This is a genomic window from Curtobacterium sp. DN_7.5 (assembly GCF_022655355.1).
Lineage (GTDB): Bacteria > Actinomycetota > Actinomycetes > Actinomycetales > Microbacteriaceae > Curtobacterium > Curtobacterium luteum.
In genome coordinates, this window is sequence record NZ_CP093378.1 from 2,308,088 (window position 1) to 2,323,433 (window position 15,346).

Annotated in this window: 11 protein-coding genes; 3 read left to right on the plus strand and 8 right to left on the minus strand. The window is 72.6% G+C overall.

Annotated features, from left to right (window positions below; translation table 11 throughout):
- Positions 1-111 precede the first annotated feature (111 nt).
- The 3 genes from MON03_RS10590 to manA all read right to left on the minus strand — a co-directional run bounded on the left by MON03_RS10590 (position 112) and on the right by manA (position 2,850).
- Positions 112-444, minus strand: coding sequence for a WhiB family transcriptional regulator (locus tag MON03_RS10590; protein ID WP_083882040.1), 333 nt, complete (start codon positions 442-444; stop codon positions 112-114).
- A gap of 175 nt (positions 445-619) precedes the next feature.
- Positions 620-1,588, minus strand: coding sequence for a UDP-glucose 4-epimerase GalE (gene galE, locus MON03_RS10595; RefSeq protein WP_175328706.1), 969 nt, complete (start codon positions 1,586-1,588; stop codon positions 620-622).
- A 53-nt stretch (positions 1,589-1,641) separates the two neighbouring features.
- Complete coding sequence (manA, locus tag MON03_RS10600) at positions 1,642-2,850, minus strand: mannose-6-phosphate isomerase, class I (RefSeq protein ID WP_242088319.1); 1,209 nt, start codon at positions 2,848-2,850, stop codon at positions 1,642-1,644.
- Between the two features lie 42 nt (positions 2,851-2,892).
- Here manA and MON03_RS10605 point away from each other — a divergent pair, with 42 nt between their 5' ends.
- Positions 2,893-4,290, plus strand: coding sequence for an O-antigen ligase family protein (locus MON03_RS10605; RefSeq protein ID WP_242088321.1), 1,398 nt, complete (start codon positions 2,893-2,895; stop codon positions 4,288-4,290).
- A 59-nt stretch (positions 4,291-4,349) separates the two neighbouring features.
- Here MON03_RS10605 and MON03_RS10610 read toward each other — a convergent pair whose 3' ends face one another.
- Complete coding sequence (locus tag MON03_RS10610) at positions 4,350-5,714, minus strand: hypothetical protein (protein WP_242088324.1); 1,365 nt, start codon at positions 5,712-5,714, stop codon at positions 4,350-4,352.
- A gap of 91 nt (positions 5,715-5,805) precedes the next feature.
- On the opposite strand from MON03_RS10610, the gene MON03_RS10615 reads away from it, so the two are divergent.
- Positions 5,806-7,107 carry an O-antigen ligase family protein gene (locus tag MON03_RS10615; RefSeq protein WP_175328710.1) on the plus strand — a complete coding sequence of 434 codons (1,302 nt, stop codon included), beginning with the start codon at positions 5,806-5,808 and terminating at the stop codon, positions 7,105-7,107.
- Between the two features lie 202 nt (positions 7,108-7,309).
- Here the strand turns inward: MON03_RS10615 and MON03_RS10620 are convergent, their stop codons facing one another.
- Both MON03_RS10620 and MON03_RS10625 read right to left on the minus strand, forming a co-directional pair.
- Positions 7,310-8,056: a polyprenol monophosphomannose synthase gene (locus MON03_RS10620; RefSeq protein ID WP_022903786.1), complete on the minus strand. Its 747-nt coding sequence runs from the start codon at positions 8,054-8,056 to the stop codon at positions 7,310-7,312.
- The gene (locus MON03_RS10625; protein ID WP_242088326.1) at positions 8,053-10,542 is read right to left on the minus strand and encodes a glycosyltransferase; all 2,490 of its coding nucleotides are present in this window, start codon (positions 10,540-10,542) and stop codon (positions 8,053-8,055) included. The genes MON03_RS10620 and MON03_RS10625 overlap by 4 nt, the downstream gene beginning before the upstream one ends.
- A 139-nt stretch (positions 10,543-10,681) precedes the next feature.
- Between MON03_RS10625 and MON03_RS10630 the strand changes: the two genes are divergently transcribed.
- Entirely contained in the window at positions 10,682-11,965 is a 1,284-nt protein-coding gene (locus tag MON03_RS10630; protein ID WP_242088328.1) for a glycosyltransferase family protein, read from the plus strand.
- A gap of 154 nt (positions 11,966-12,119) precedes the next feature.
- Here the strand turns inward: MON03_RS10630 and MON03_RS10635 are convergent, their stop codons facing one another.
- Complete coding sequence (locus MON03_RS10635; protein ID WP_242088330.1) at positions 12,120-14,663, minus strand: hypothetical protein; 2,544 nt, start codon at positions 14,661-14,663, stop codon at positions 12,120-12,122.
- Positions 14,663-15,250, minus strand: a complete 588-nt coding sequence (locus MON03_RS10640; RefSeq protein WP_242088331.1) for a hypothetical protein — start codon at positions 15,248-15,250, stop codon at positions 14,663-14,665. Before MON03_RS10640 ends, MON03_RS10635 begins: the two co-directional genes overlap by 1 nt.
- Positions 15,251-15,346 lie beyond the last annotated feature (96 nt).

The window sequence follows — 15,346 nt, forward strand, 5'->3', positions numbered from 1 at the left end:
TCTACGGTCTGGAGGCACGTGCTCCGTCGCGGACGACGGCGTGCCGTGAACCTGTGGAGGTCATCACCGCACGGTGTGAGCCGGACGTTGTCCGGGCCTCCCGTCGGGCGGCTAGGCCCGTTTGCGCAGCTTGCGACGCTCGCGCTCGGAGAGACCGCCCCAGATGCCGAAGCGCTCGTCGTTCTCGAGCGCGTACTCGAGGCACTGCGCCCGGACCTCGCACGAGGTGCAGATCTTCTTCGCCTCGCGCGTCGATCCGCCCTTCTCCGGGAAGAACGCCTCCGGGTCGGTCTGCGCGCACAGCGAGTCCGCCTGCCAGGCGAGGGGGTTCTCCTCGTCGTCGGTGTCGGGACGCCGCACGCCCGGGACGCCGAGCGACACGGGGTCGACGTGCCAGTCCTCCGGAACTCCGGCGCTGAAGTCGGAACCGTTCACCCTGATCACCCCTGACGTCTCGTGACGGACCACGACGGGTTGCCGTCGTTGCCTGTAATTACAGCGGTGTCATTCGCCAGGTGTCAAGTCGCGGATCATAGAAGCCGCTGACCGTTCCGGCGTGTCATGTCCCCCGTACGGGCGTGTCGCCCGCGTTCTGTCCGGGCTTCGGGGGACAAGCCGGTCACACTCGGGACACGCTCCGGCGCGCCTCCCACGCACTCGACACCATCTCGTCCAGGGAGTGTCGCATCGCCCATTCGAGGTCGCGGGCAGCCGCCTCTCCGGTCGCGACGATGCGCGCCGGGTCGCCGGGACGCCGCGGAGCGACCTCGGGCTCGAAGGCGATTCCGGTGCCGGCCGCCATGGCGTCCATGATCTGGCGGACGCTCACGCCGTCGCCGCTGCCGAGGTTGTAGGCGCGCTCCAGCGGCTCCCCCGCCTCGAGCTTCCGCGCGGCGACCGCGTGCGAGTGGGCGAGGTCGGCGACGTGCACGTAGTCGCGGACGCAGGTGCCGTCCGGCGTCGGGTAGTCGTCGCCGTTGATGCGCGGGGTGCGCCCGGCGAGCAGCGCGTCGAACACGAGCGGGAAGAGGTTGTGCGGGCTCGCGTCGTAGAGGTCCGGCTCCCCCGACCCGACGACGTTGAAGTAGCGGAGCGACGTCGTGGTGAAGCCGCGGGCGACCTCCATGTCCCGGAGGAGCCACTCGCCGATCAGCTTCGACTCGCCGTACGGCGACTCCGGCGCCTTCGGTGTGGACTCGACGACCGTGTCGACGTCCGGGGTGCCGTAGACGGCCGCACTCGACGAGAAGACGACCTTCGTGACGTCCTGCTCGGCCATCGCGCGGAGCAGGGTCGTCATGCCCGTGACGTTCTGCTCGTAGGTGTGCAGCGGGCGCTCCACGGAGACCCCGGCGTACTTGAAGCCCGCGACGTGCACGACGCCCGTGACGGCGTGCTCGCGGAGCGTCCGTGCCACGAGGTCGCCGTCGAGGATCGTGCCCTCGACGAACGGCACGTCGTCCGGCACGAAGGCGCGGAAGCCGCTCGACAGGTCGTCGAGCGCGACGGTGTCGATGCCGGCACCCCGGAGCGCGCGGACGACGTGGGACCCGATGTACCCGGCACCGCCGGTGACCAGCCAACTCATGCTCGCCACGCTAGCGGACCGGCCGGGTCGGCAGGGCCGTCAGGGCTGCGAGTTCACGCGCCGGTCGCGATGAAGACGGTGGACGTCAGGCCCGAGGTCGCGTCCGCCTCGACCGTGACGTCGCCCTCGTCGGGGGTGACGTAGCAGCTCTCCCCCTGGCGGAGCAGGGTCGCGCTCGTCGCACCGACGAGCGTCACCACCCCCTCGGTGCAGATCGCGATGGAGGGGCCGTGCAGCGGTGCCACGCCGCCCGTGCCGAGCCCGACCGGCCCGCCGTCGCCGGTGACCCGCACGAGCGCGAAGCCCACACCGTCCGGCGCGAACCGGTCGACCCCGGGCGCGAGGTGCTCCGGCTCGAGGACCGGTGCCGGGTACGCCGTGAAGTCGAGGACGTGCAGGAGCTCGGGGACGTCGACGTGCTTCGGGGTGAGCCCGCCACGGAGGACGTTGTCCGACGGCGCCATGAGCTCGATGCCGAGCCCGTCGAGGTACGCGTGGATGTTCCCGGCGGGCAGGTACATGGACTCGCCCGTCCGGAGCGTCACACGGTGCATGAGCAGCGAGACGACGATGCCGGGGTCGTCCGGGTACGCCTCGGCGAGGTCGCGGACGGTGCGGACGTTCGGGCCGGCGGCGTCGTCCGGCACCGTGGTCGCGAGGTCGCTCACCGCCCGGACCACCGCGAGCGCGCCCTCGTCGGCGGTCTCGAGCCAGCGGACGGTGTCCTCGAGGCCCTGCCCGAGGTGCGCGACCAGCGGGCCGAGACGTCCGGACCCCGCGTCCAGGCGCTCGACGTCCGCGAGGGTCTCGGCGACCGGCCGGAAGCCGCTCAGCGCCTCGAACCGCTCGCTCAGCGCCACGACGAGTTCGGGCTTCGGGAACGGGTCCTTGTAGTTCCGCGCGGGGTCGTCGACCGGGACGCCGTCCGCTTCCTCGCGGTCGAAGCCCTCCCGCGCCTGCTCCGGGGTCGGGTGCGCCTGGAGCGACAGCGGTGCGGCGGCTGCGAGCACCTTGAGGAGGAACGGCAGCCCGGTGCGGCCCGCCCCCAGCGCCGCCTCCGGCTCGGCGGCGATCCAGTCGAGGAGCGTGTCGGCACCACCGACCGTCGCCGGGTTCACCACGACGCTCGGGCTGCCGGGGTGCGCCCCCAGCCACAACTCCGCCTGGGGGGCCCCGGTGACGGTGCGGCCGAGGAGCTCCGGGATCGCGGTGACGGACCCCCAGGCGTAGTCGCGCGGGGTGTTGGTGATGCCGAGGAACATGCGGCGAGCCTACCGGCGGGCGCGCGACGGTAGCCTGACGGGGTGACGAACACGTGGCCGCTGGCACGAGGGACGGTTCCGGAGCGGGAGGCGTTCGCGTTCGCGAGCACCCTGCTCGGTGTGGTGTTCGCCGGTGACGCCCTGCCGAACACCCTGACCTGGGTCGGTGCCGGGATCCTGTGGGGCGCGGTGGCCGTCTGGGGCGTCACGATCCTCGTCCGCGCCCGCCCGCCGATCTCCCGCACCCCCCGGTCGCTCTGGTTCTTCCTCGCGTGGTGCCTGCTGTCGCTCGTCTGGTCCCACTGGCGCTACGCCACCCTGCCGAGCATCGTCGTCCAGGTCGTCTGCGCCGCGGTGGCGTTCGCGGTCGCCTCGACCCTGAGCTGGCGCCGCATCCTCGACGCGACGAGCCTCGCGATGCGGTGGGTGCTCATGCTCTCGCTCGTGTTCGAGGCGTTCGTGGCGGTCGTCCTCCGGCACCCGATCGCGCCGGTGTGGACCGACTACGGCGACGCGAAGATCCCCGATGCGTTCTACTTCTCGCGCGCCGAGCTGTTCACCGGCGGCCGCATCCAGGGGCTGCCGGGCAACGCGAACCTGCTGGCCATGGTCGCGCTCCTCGCGGCGGTCGCCGTTGCCGTGCAGTGGGCCGAGGGACGCATCCGGCGTGCCCGGGCGATCGGCTGGCTGTCCGTCGCCGCGGTCGTGTTCCTGCTCACCCGGTCGTCCACGGTCGCCGCGGCCGCCGTCGTCGTCGCGCTCGTCCTGGTCGTGGCGCTCTGGGTCCGGCGGACCCCGACCGAGCGCCGCACGCCGCGCTACCTGGTCGTCCTGCTCGTCGCCGTGGTCCTCGCCGTCGTCGGGTACGTGGCGCGGGGCGCGGTGTCCGAACTCCTCGGCAAGGGGTCCGACGCCACCGGCCGCGGGGAGATCTGGGCGAAGGTGCTCGGCCTCGTCGACCAGCACCCGGTGCTCGGCTGGGGCTGGATCGGCTACTGGTGGCCGGGCATCCCGACGCTCGCGGACCTCGCGCACCGCAAGGGCGTGACGTACCTCCAGGCACACGACGCGTACCTCGACGTCTGGATGCAGACGGGGATCATCGGGCTCCTGCTCTTCCTCGTCTACGTCGTCACCACGCTGCACCGGGGGTGGGCCGGCGCGACCAGGATCGGCTACGACGCGCGCCTCGAGCAGCGGTCGTTCGACCCGGTGTCGCTGTTCCCCCTGCTCGTCGTCGTCGCGCTCCTCGTGCAATCGGTAGCCGAGTCGCGGCTGCTCTACCAGGGCAACTGGATCCTGTTCGCGCTCATCGCGATCAAGTCCCGGATCGTCCTCGTCGGCGACGAACCGGTGTCCGTCGGGGACGGCCCGCGCACCCCGCCGACGCGCCGCGAGTTCCGCTGGGCGTCGACGGACGATCGCGCGCTCCGCGACTGACCCGCCGATCCGCCGGTCCCCGCAGCGTGACCGACGAGGGCGCAGCACGGCCCGCACCCTCACCGCAGCCGGGCGCAGTCGATCCGGGTCCCCCACGGCGCCGTCTCGACCCGCACCGACGCGAGCGCCGGATCGGCACGGCACGACGCCGCTGCGCGGGCGACCTGCGGAGCCCACTCGGGTCCGTCCGCCCGCCGTGACGGCTGCGGCTCGTGGTCCAGGGCGACCGGCGCTGTCCCGGCGACCGCCGAGCCGACGACCACCGCGACCGCGCACCAGCCGAGGGCGGTCCCGGTGAGCCGCACCGCGCCTCCCGGCCGGGTCGTGACGGGCCGACGAGCGCCGCCCCACGTGATGAGGACGCCTGCTGCCGTCGCGATCGCGGACAGCAGCAGGAGGCCGCTGGCGGCCCCGTAGCGCAGGGGCGGCGCGTCGACCATGCCCGGCGCGGGTCCGGACCACGGCCGGTCCGCCCCGTTCACCCAGAGGGCACCCGCCCACACGACGACCGAGCCGACGGTCAACGCGACGACGAGGACGCGTGCCCGCCACGACCCGACGGCGACCGCCGCGACGAGGAGCACGCCGACGGCCGCCGCGGGGACGAGCACGACGGCCCAGCCGTGGTCGAGCACCGCACGGACCACCTCGCCGACCCGGGCGTGCAGGAGTCCGCCGAACGGCTGCAGGAACCACCCGGCGACGACGTCGCGCCACGACGCGACACCCGGGTCGAGGCGCCGGGGCGTGACGGCCGACACGGCGACCTGCGCGGCCACGCCGAGCACCGCGACGACCGTGACGGGCAGTGGCCGGAGGCCCACGCGACGCTCACCGACGGGTCCGTCGGGCACCCACGCGAGGAGCAGCAACGGCAGGAAGAGCGCGGTCTGCGGCTCGGTGAGCGTCACCGCCGCGGTGACGGCCGCGAGCCCCACGGCGGACCACCAACGGCGCGGACGGTACGCGAACACCCACGGTGCGAGGGCGAGCAGGTACCAGTGCAGGTTCGCCGCGTTGCCGGCGATCTCGACCGGCGCGAGCGGCAGGAGCGCCGGGACCGCGGCGAGCAGCGCGCGGAGCGGCCAGGGGTGGACCACGTCGCGCGCGAGGACCGAGACGAGCGCGGCCGCCCCGCCGACGACGAGGCAGGACCCCAGGGAGAGCACGACGGCGTAGTGGGCCACCGGGAACACCCATGCGACGTCGACGAGCAGGCGCGGCAGGAGGTGGAGGTAGCCGGCGTACGGCTCGAGGAGGTCGAGGGGGCCGTCCGCGGCACGGTCGCGCCAGAACACCCCGCCGTCCTCGGCCCACACCGTCCGGGCAGCGACGGGCCCGAGACGCCACCAGCCGACGAACGTCACCACGACCCCGACGAGCCCGGCGGCGCCGACCGTCCGGACCGAGCGCCAGCGCTGCACGACTGGATGGTACGGCGATATCGCGTTTCGTGGATGGAGGGCGCGACCAGAGCGGAGCGTGCCCTCGGCCGAGGTACGACAAGATGGACGGGTGACGGACAGCCGGGTGACGAGACGCGTGCTCGCGCGCCGCTACCTCTCGGCCTGGATCGGGTTCTCCGCCGGCGGTCGCTTCAGCCAGGCGCTCGCGACCGTGATCGTCCTCTTCGCGTTCGGGGAACCGACGGTCACGGCGCTCGTCGGTGACGCCGGGACCTGGGCAGTGCTCGTCACCCTCGTCGTGCTCGCCGGCCTCAGCCTGCTGGGGCAGCGCTACCGCATCGAGTGGCACGGCGTGCTCCCCCTGTCCCTGCTGGCGTTCGTCGGGTACTGCGCGCTCAGCGTCCTGTGGAGCGAGTACTCCTGGGTCGCGCTGCGGGGCCTCACCGCCACGGTGTGCTTCGTCGGGCTCGGGCTCTACCTGGCGCTCGGCCGTGACCTCGTGCAGGTCATCCGCGCCTCCGGGGACGCCTTCCGCATCCTGCTCGTCGTCGCCCTCGGTCTCGAGGTCCTCTCCGGGCTGGTGCTCGACGTCCCCTTCCCCGCCTTCGGCATCCGCGGCGACATCGCCTACGGCGGTCCGATCCAGGGCATCGGCGGCACCCGCAACTTCATGGGGTTCATCGCGGCCATGGCACTCGTGACCTTCGTCGTCGAGTTCCTGACGCGGTCGGTCTCCGTCTGGCGGGCGGTCGCGTCCACCGCGCTCGCGGTCATCGCGCTCATGCTCGTGCAGTCCCCCATCACCGGCCTCGCGATGATCGCCCTCGCCGTGACCGCGCTGGCCCTGTGGTCCCTGCGGCACGCCCGACCCGGCGCACGGCCGGTCGTGAACGCCGTGCTCGGTGTGGTGGTGCTCGCGATGCTCGTCGTCGGCGTCGTCGCCCGGCACCGGGTGCTCGCCGAGATCGGCGCGGCCGGCGGCACCGCGACCCGGCTCGACCTCTGGGCGCAGATCCGGGCGCTCACCGCGCAGTTCCCGATCCAGGGCTGGGGCTGGGTGGGGACCTGGCCGCAGGAGGCGGTCGTCCCGTACGTCACCTTCATCGACCCCGCGGGGCAGCGCTTCACGTCCGGGCTCAACGCCTTCGTCGACGCGTGGCTGCAGATCGGGCTCGCGGGCACGATCCTGCTCGGGATCACCGCGCTCCTGGCCTTCGCCCGGGCCTGGGTCACGGCGACGACGTTCCCCGGGGTGGCGTACGTGTGGCCGGCGGCGGTGCTGGTGCTGCTCGCGGTGACGAGCACGGCCGAGAGCTACCTCCTGCACGGGGCCGGGCTGCTGTTCTTCGTGACCGTGCTCGTGGTCGCGGCACGTCGGCGGTCGTGGCGGCGCCACCTCCCCCGCGTCTGACCCGGGCGCTGCGGTCCGGCCTGGAGGCGCGGCTCGGCTCCGTCCCGCCGGTGCGGCGCGGCAGGTCCTCGGTCGCGCACGCACCTTCCCGTCGCGAACGCGATCACCGGTCAGGACGAGCGTTCCCGGTCGTCCGGGAGGACCAGGAACGCCCGGAACAGCCAGGCGCGCCCGGGACGACCAGGCACGCGGTCGGCGACGGTCAGGCCGTGCGGCGACGACCGAAGCGCCGCTGGACGCCCCACTGCGTGACGCGGAGCATCGCCTCGACCACGATGCCGCCGCTCATCTTCGAGACCCCGTGCACGCGGTCGCGGAAGCGGATCGGCACCTCGACGATCCGGCCGCCCTGTGCGTCGACCCGGAGCGTCATGTCGACCTGGAAGCAGTAGCCCTTCGAGTCGATCGCGTCGAGGTCCATCGCGGCGACCGCTCCGGCGCGGTACACCCGGAAGCCCGCGGTGACGTCGCGCACGCCGATGCCGAGCACGATCCGTGCGTAGGTGTTCGCGCTCCGGCTCAGCACTTCGCGCCGCAGCGGCCAGTCGACGACCGAGCCGCCGGCGACCCACCGTGAGCCGATCGCGAGCAGGACGCGGTCGTCGGCGAGCACGGCGTCGATCATCGCCGGGAGGCGGTCGGCGGGGTGCGACCCGTCGGCGTCCATCTCGACGAGCAACGGGTAGCCACGCTCGAGCCCCCACCGGAAGCCCGCCACGTAGGCGGTGCCGAGTCCCAGCTTGCCCGACCGCTCGAGCAGGTGGACGCGGTCGTCCTCCGCGGCCAGGGCACGGACGACGTCGGCGGTTCCGTCCGGGCTGCCGTCGTCGACCACGAGCACGTGGGCCGACGGCACGGCGGCGACGACGGCGGCCAGGATGGCGCGGACGTTCTCCGCCTCGTCGTACGTCGGGATGACGACGAGGGCGGTCGGGGTCTCGAGCGTCACCGGTTCTGCAGGCGCCGCTTGATCTTGCCCGCGACGGCCCGCGGTCCCTCGGTGCGGAAGTAGTGCACCGCGCGGCCGAGGTCGTGCCGCACGCCGTAGGTCTTCTTCCGGTCCGGCACGCGCACGCGCATCTCGTGCGGGGTGACGGCGGTGCCGGCGTCGCGCACGGACTTGTCGGCGGCACGGATCGGGTTCCGGCAGAACTCGACGAGCGGCTCGAGCACGTTCTCCCACGTGAACTGCTCACGGATCCGGTCGACGTTGCCGATGAACTCGGCGCGGGCCTTCTTGTCGAACAGCGCCGTCTCGAGGGCGTCGGCGAGCCCGGCGACGTCCTGCTCGTGCACCGCGATGCCGAGGCGCTCCGCCGCGACCAGGTCGCCGAAGGAGTCCCCGGCGGTGGTGACGATCGGGAGACGCGCCCACAGGTAGTCGAGGATGCGGGTGCGGAACGAGAACGTGGTCTCGAGGTGCTCGTAGTGCGTGGAGACGCCGGCGTCGGCCTCGAGGAGGTACGCGCCGCGCTCCTCGTAGGGGATCCAGGTGTCGTTGAAGAACACGTTCGTGCCGGTGAGCCCGAGCGCGTCGGCCTCGGCCCGGACCTTCGCGACGATGTCCATCTCGGGCACGTCGGGGTTCGGGTGCTGCACGCCCATGAAGAACAGCTTCACGCTCGGCTTCTTCGCGGCCAGCTGCCCGATCGCCCGGACGAGCGTGATCGGGTCGAACCAGTCGTAGATGCCGCCGCCCCAGACGACGAGCTTGTCGTTCTTGCCGATCCCGGGCACGACCCCCTTGACCCGCTGCACGTCGTGCACGGGCGGGGTCGAGGAGAGGCCGAACGGCACGACACCGATGAGCGAGCGCAGGTCGGGGTCGCGCGAGTACGTGCGGGCGTTCACGCGGCCGGAGCCGGCGAGCTGGCCGAGCCAGAACATGCGCTGGCGCTCCGAGGCGCAGATGAAGTAGTCGCCGAGCTCGAGCTGGTGGTTGAGCGTGTCCGAGGCGTCGAGGATCTGCCGGTTCCACTTGTCGACGTCGTCGCTGCGGCCCTGCTCCAGCTGCTCGAGGTGCAGCGGGTCGTAGACGTCGACCACCAGGATCTTGCGCGTCGACTCGAGCACCGGGAACAGGCGGAGCGCGTGGCCCTGCACGACGATGACGTCGGCCCAGGCCTCGTGCTCGACCATCTGCCGCGGGTGGCGGTGCGGGACGGTCACGACCTCGTAGGCCGGGTCGACCGGCTCCGAACGGGTCAGGGACACCACGCGGACGTCGTGCTCCTTCGCGAGCTGCTTCGCCATCTGGGTGGCGCGGATCGCCGGACCGGCCATCTTCGCGCCGATCGAGTCCCCCGTGATGATGAGCACGCGGCGCCGGGTGCCCACCTCGAGCACGCCGAGCGAGTGCACGATCTTGTCGTATCCGGCGAGGTAGTTCTCGATCGGGTAGGCCGGCTCGTCGCGGTTGCCGAAGAGCCGCAGGAGCTCGCGGTCGCTGCGGACGCGCGTCGCCTGGACCTGCCGCCGCGACTCGGTCATCGACGGGAGCTGCTCGACGAACTGGTCGACACCGTAGATGCCCGCCATGCTCGTCTTCGGCACCGGGATCGTCGGGACGCTGTCGTCGCCGGGGTTGCGCAGGTCGAGTTCGGTCGAGTCGAGCTCGCCGCGGCCGACCGCACGCCGGACGACGAGGGCGAGCGAGCCGGGCAGCGCGGCCGCGAGCTGCTCGTCGCCGAGGTTCTTGTAGAGCGTGAAGAGCGCGTTCCGCTCGAGCAGGTAGGTCTCGCGGAAGTCGCCGAACTTGTTCATCGACGCGTGGTGCTTGTGGAACGCCACGGACTTCGGCTGGTACCGGAAGCGCCAGCCGAGCAGGTTGAGCCGCCACCCGAGGTCGACGTCCTCGTAGAACATGAAGTAGCGGTCGTCGAACCCGCCGAGCTGCTCGAACAGCTCCGCGCGGATGAACATCGCGGCGCCGGTGCCGAACAGGACGTCGGTCTCGCTCTCCCAGCGCCCGGTGTCCGGCGACCCGGCGAACGGCTTGTAGCCCATGCCGTACCAGGTCATCGCGGCCTCGGTGAAGTCGACGTTGACGCCCTCCCAGTCGAGGACCTTCGACGCCACGGCACCGATGTCCGCGCCGGACGCGAACGTGGCCATCGCCTCGCGCACCCACCCGGTGTCCGGACGGGCGTCGTTGTTGAGGAACGCGACGACCTCGCCGGAGGACTTCGAGACGCCGAGGTTGCAGCCGCCGGTGAACCCGAGGTTCGCGCCGGCGTCGACGAGCGTGAAGTCGAGGTCAGACGCCTTGAGCCGGCCGAGGTGCTCCGGCCCGGACCCGTTCTCGACGACGATGACCTCGAGCTTGTCCTGCGGCCAGTCCTGCTTGCGGAGCTCCGCGATGCTCGTGAGGGTGTCGTCCGTGCCCTTGTAGTTCACCAGGACGACGGAGACGACTCCGGCCTTGCGCTCGCTCACGCGGTTCCTCCTGCAGCTCCCGCACTCGTCGCGCGGTCGTTCGGCGGCCGACAGCGGGGTGCCCACGGCCGATGACACCCTACAAGGCGCGCCCCGTGACTCCCGGGTCCGAACCTGTGCGTCGTGCAAGATGGACGCCGTGACTGCCGTGATCCCGACGACGCCCATCCCTGCTCCCCTGCGCGACGAGTACGTCGCCATCGCGGCAGGCGAGCACGCCACGGGCCCCCGCGGCACGGTCCGCTTCGCCGTCTCCACCGCCGACCCGGACGAGGGCAAGGGCGACCTCTTCGTCGCGCTCGGCCTGGCCCGTGCGCTCCGCGAGCAGGGCTGGGGCGTCGCGGTGTGGCCGCTCGAGCGGTGGGGCGAGTCGGTGCCGGACGACACCGTGGTCGTGGTCAGCATGATCGAGTCCTTCGTGCCCGGCCACGTCCCGACCGGCACCGCCCTCGTCGCCTGGGTGCGGAACTGGACGGAGCGCTGGGCGGCACTGCCCTACCTCGACGAGTTCGACGCCGTCTGGGCGTCCTCGCCGCTCGCCGCCGAGGCGGTGTCCGCGCAGTACGACGGCCCGGTCGAGGTCGTCCCGATCGGCGTCGACACCGACCTCTTCACCACCGCGCCCGACGAGCCGCGGTCGGACCGGGCGGTCACCACGGTCAACTTCTGGGGCGTCCGCCGCCACGTGCAGGACGTCCTCGCCGAGGTCGCCCCCGCCGAGCCGATCGTCTGGTTCGCGGCGAACGTCGACCACGTCGAGGCCTCGGCCGGGGTCGAACTGCGTCCGATGGTGTCGTACTTCGCGCTCCCGCAGGTCTACCGCGCGGCGGCCTTCGTGGTCGACGACGTCATCGCGCCCGCCGCCGCCTACGGCACCCTCAACTCGCGCCTGTACGAGTCGCTCGCCGCCGGGGCGCTCCCGGTGACGGACTGCGCGACCGGGCTCGACGCCCTCGGCCTCGCCGACGTGCCGGTCTTCGAGGACGCCGCCGGCCTCGAGCGGGCGCTCGCGATGCCCGCGGCGGATCGGACCGCGCTCGTCGAACGACTCCGCGCCGTCGTCGTCGAGCGCCACACGTTCCGTGCCCGCGCGGAGCAGGTCGGGCCGTCGCTCGTCGCCGCCGTCTCCCGCGTCGCCGGCCGGACCGGGGCCCGGAGCGCCTTCCTGCGCTGGGCCACCGAGCAGCGGGAGGCCCTGCGCCGGGCGGAGCACGACCGCGACGTCCACCTCGCCGGCGTCCACGACATCAACGAGCGGCTGATCGCCTCCGAGCGGAAGGTCGGCGAGTACGACACCGCACGGCGTGCCGCCGAGGCGGAGCGCGACCAGATCGCGGCCCGCTTCGACGGGCTCACCCGCTCCCCCGAGTACCGCCTCCTGCACGGCGCGGGCCGGGTGGCGCGGCGCGCGCTGCGCCGCTGACCGGTCGCCACCGGCACGGCCGGTGCGGTCGTCCGGCGCGGCCGGTGCGGTCGTCCGGCACGGCCGGTGCGGTCGTCCGGTGCGGCCACACGACGGACGGGAGGCGCGTCACCGGCTGGTGACGCGCCTCCCGTCCGTCAGGGGGTGACCGTCCCTACTTGACGGTCACCGTCTTGGTGCCGAAGCTCACCCAGGTGCCGCGCGGCAGGTCCTCGTAGTAGACGCGGACGGTGTGCTTGCCCGGGGTCAGCCCGGTCAGCGTCACGGCGAGCCCGACGTCCGAGCCCCAGTCCGGGTGCACCTTCTGCACGTCGGTCCGCACGGCGTTGGCGACCCCGGAGCCGGCGCGCACCCCGTCGACGTGCAGCAGGTACCGCACGGGGTCCCAGCGGTCGGGGTCGATCGCCCAGCCCGACAGCCGGACCGTGCCGGTCCCGGCGGTCGCCGACTCGTACGCGCCCCGCACGGCGCCGGTCTTGCCGGTGGCGCCGGTCGTGGGCGGGTCGACGACGGTGACCGTCTTCGTGCCGAAGCTCTTCCACGTCCCGCTCGGCTTGTCCTGGAAGTAGACACGGACGGTGTGCGCCCCGGCCGTGAGGCCGGTGAGCTTCACCGACAGGCCGACGTCCGAGCCCCACCCGGGGTGCACGGCCTCGACGTCGGTCCGCACGGCGTTCGCCGTCCCCGTCGCGCCGCGCACGCCGTCGACGTGCAGCAGGTACTGCACCGGGTCCCACACGTCCGGGTCGATCGCCCAACCCCGCAGGGTCGCGCTGTGCACGCCACCGCTGACGGACTCGAACGCACCGGTCACGGTGCCCGAGTTGCCGGTCGTCCCGGTGTGACCGGAGGGCGCGGTCGACGTCGCCGACGTCACGGTGACCGTCTTCGTGCCGAAGCTGACCCACGTGGCGCTCGGGAGGTCCTGGTAGTAGACGCGGACGGTGTGCTTGCCCGCGCTGAGGCCGGTCAGCCGCACCGACAGCCCGACGTCCGAGCCCCAGTCCTTGTTCTTCGCCTCGATGTCGGTCCGGGTGGCGTCGGCGGTGCCGGTCTTGCGGGCGCCGTCGACGTGGAGCAGGTACTTGACCGGGTCCCACACGTCCGGGTCGATCGCCCAGCCCTTCAGCGTGATCGTGCCCGCGCCGCCGGTCGCCGACTCGTAGGCACCGCGGACCGCTCCTGTCCCGCCGGTCTTGCCCGTGCTGGGCGCGGTGACCGAGACGGTCTTCGACGCGACCTTCACGTAGCCGGTGCCGGGCGCGTCGACCACGTACAGCGCCACGGTGTGCGACCCGGGCTGGATGCCGGTGAGCTGCTGCGACCACCCGAGGGTGGTGCCCACGCCCGGGTAGACCGCGGCGACGTCCTTCCGGACGAGCGTCGTCTTCCCGGAGGCACGGCTGGTGCCGTCCACGAGGAGCTTGTACGACGCGGGCTTCGACGAGTCGGGGTCGAGCGCCCAGCCGACCGCGCTGATCGTCCCCGGTCCGCCGGTCGCCGTGTCGATGACGCCCTTCGGGGCCGCGCTCGTGATCGTGCGGGTGTAGCAGCCGAGCAACGTGTTCGACCCGGACCCCTGGTTGATCGCGTAGGAGCACACCGAGTGCGAGCCGGGGGCCACGCCGGTCAGCTCGGCCGAGAACCCGTGCTGGGTGTTGCCGGTGCCGAGCGAGCCGGCGAGGTCGGGGCGGGCGACGTTCGCGGTGACCGTCTTCCACCCGGCGCCGTCGATGTAGAAGGCGACGCGGAGGGCGTTGGTGGTGTCGGGGTCGACCGCCCAGCCGGTGACCGTGTACGACGAGGCCGAGGACGCGGTCACGGCGTCGACGTTGCCGTAGGGGCTCCCGTTGCCGGTCGGCGAGCCGAACCAGTCGGTGTACATGCGCCAGAAGTTCCGGTTGCCGTACGCCGAGCAGCTGTCACCCGTGCCGTAGAGGTTGTTCATGGCGGCGGTGTTCGGCGTGTACGGGGTGTAGATGTACAGCCCGGCCGTCGCCTGGTTCTTGATGTAGACCGTCTTCCGACCGCACGCCGAGTTCGGGTTGTACAGGATCGAGTTGTTCCGGCCCGCCTGGTACGCCCACGAGGTCGGCGACGCCTGGTACCGCTTGAACTGCAGCGCTGCCGCGTAGACCTGCTGCCCGAACCCGTAGTAGGCCGGGTCGCACGGGGCGGTGTCCGGGCACGCGAAGCCGGTGGCGTGCAGGTACATGTAGCTCGTCGGGCTCGAGGTCGTGACGATGCCCTGCTCCTTCTGCAGCAGGACGAGCAGGACCTTCTGGCTGATGCCGCACGCCGAACCGACCTGCGCGATCATCGTCGCCGCCGTCTTCGTGCCGCTCGCGATCGCCGTGCACCGCCCGGAGACGGCCGGGATCGCGCTCATCGCCTGCGAGAAGTCCTTGAGGCACTTCGGGCCCCCGGAGGCCTGGCGGCACCCGGGAGCGACGCTGTTCAGGAACGACTGCACGCTCGACGCGCTCATGGCCGAGCCGTCGTAGAAGTTCGCGTCGCTGATGATGTTGCCCGGATCGAACGCACTCGCCGTCGCCGCGGAGGCGCTCTCGGTGGTCGTCTGCTCGGCGAGGACGGTGCCGAACGTCAGGCCGCTGACGGCGACCGCGAGGGCCGCGACGAGGGCGAGTGACGTGCGGAGCGGTCGCCGACGCGTCCCGCGGTCTCGGATGCTGGTCATCACGGCACCTCCGCCGTCATCGGGTCGGACATGGTCGACGCGGACCCGACCGAGTACTGCAGGGTGACCGACCAGGTGCCCGAGGACACCTGTGCGGCGGGGAAGGAGACCTGTGCGCAGTTCACCGAGCTGGCGCTCGCCTGCGCGGCGGACTCCGCGGTCCGGGTCGTGCCGCCCTTCTTCGCGGTGAAGGTGCACGTGCCCGAGGTGTTCGTGGTGCCCGAGACGAGTCCACCGGCCTGCAGGGTCTTCGTCCCGGCGTCCCAGCCGGCGAACGTGACGACGGCGGTCGCGGGGAACGCGGAGGGGTCGGCGTCCGGCTGCACGGTCTCGCCGGTGCCGGGGAAGGCGCCGGGGGTGTCGTCGTCCGCGGGGTTGGTCGCCTCCGAGGCGGGAGCCTCCGACGCACCGGACTCCGTGCCGGCCGCCGACGTCGGTGTCGGGGAGGACGCGGACGACGACGACGCGCCCGTGGTGCGGGTGGCAGACGGGGTGGGGTCGCCGTCGCCGCCGGAGCAACCGGACACGAGGAGACTGAGCGCACCGACCACCGCGAACGCAGCGATCGGCCGTGATGCGAAGGGCATGCTGACGGGCCGTCCTGTGGGTGTTGACAAGGGTCCGGGTTGCGCCAACGGTAACCCGAAAGTGGAGGTTGAGGGTTGATATCGCCGATATTCACC

What these genes read in the sequence shown, in the direction of transcription:
- galE (WP_175328706.1), bottom strand. Translation starts at nt 1,588, where the DNA reads ATGAGTTGGCTGGTCACCGGCGGTGCCGGGTACATCGGGTCCCACGTC.
- manA (WP_242088319.1), bottom strand. Translation starts at nt 2,850, where the DNA reads ATGTTCCTCGGCATCACCAACACCCCGCGCGACTACGCCTGGGGGTCC.
- MON03_RS10635 (WP_242088330.1), bottom strand. Translation starts at nt 14,663, where the DNA reads ATGACCAGCATCCGAGACCGCGGGACGCGTCGGCGACCGCTCCGCACG.
- MON03_RS10640 (WP_242088331.1), bottom strand. Translation starts at nt 15,250, where the DNA reads ATGCCCTTCGCATCACGGCCGATCGCTGCGTTCGCGGTGGTCGGTGCG.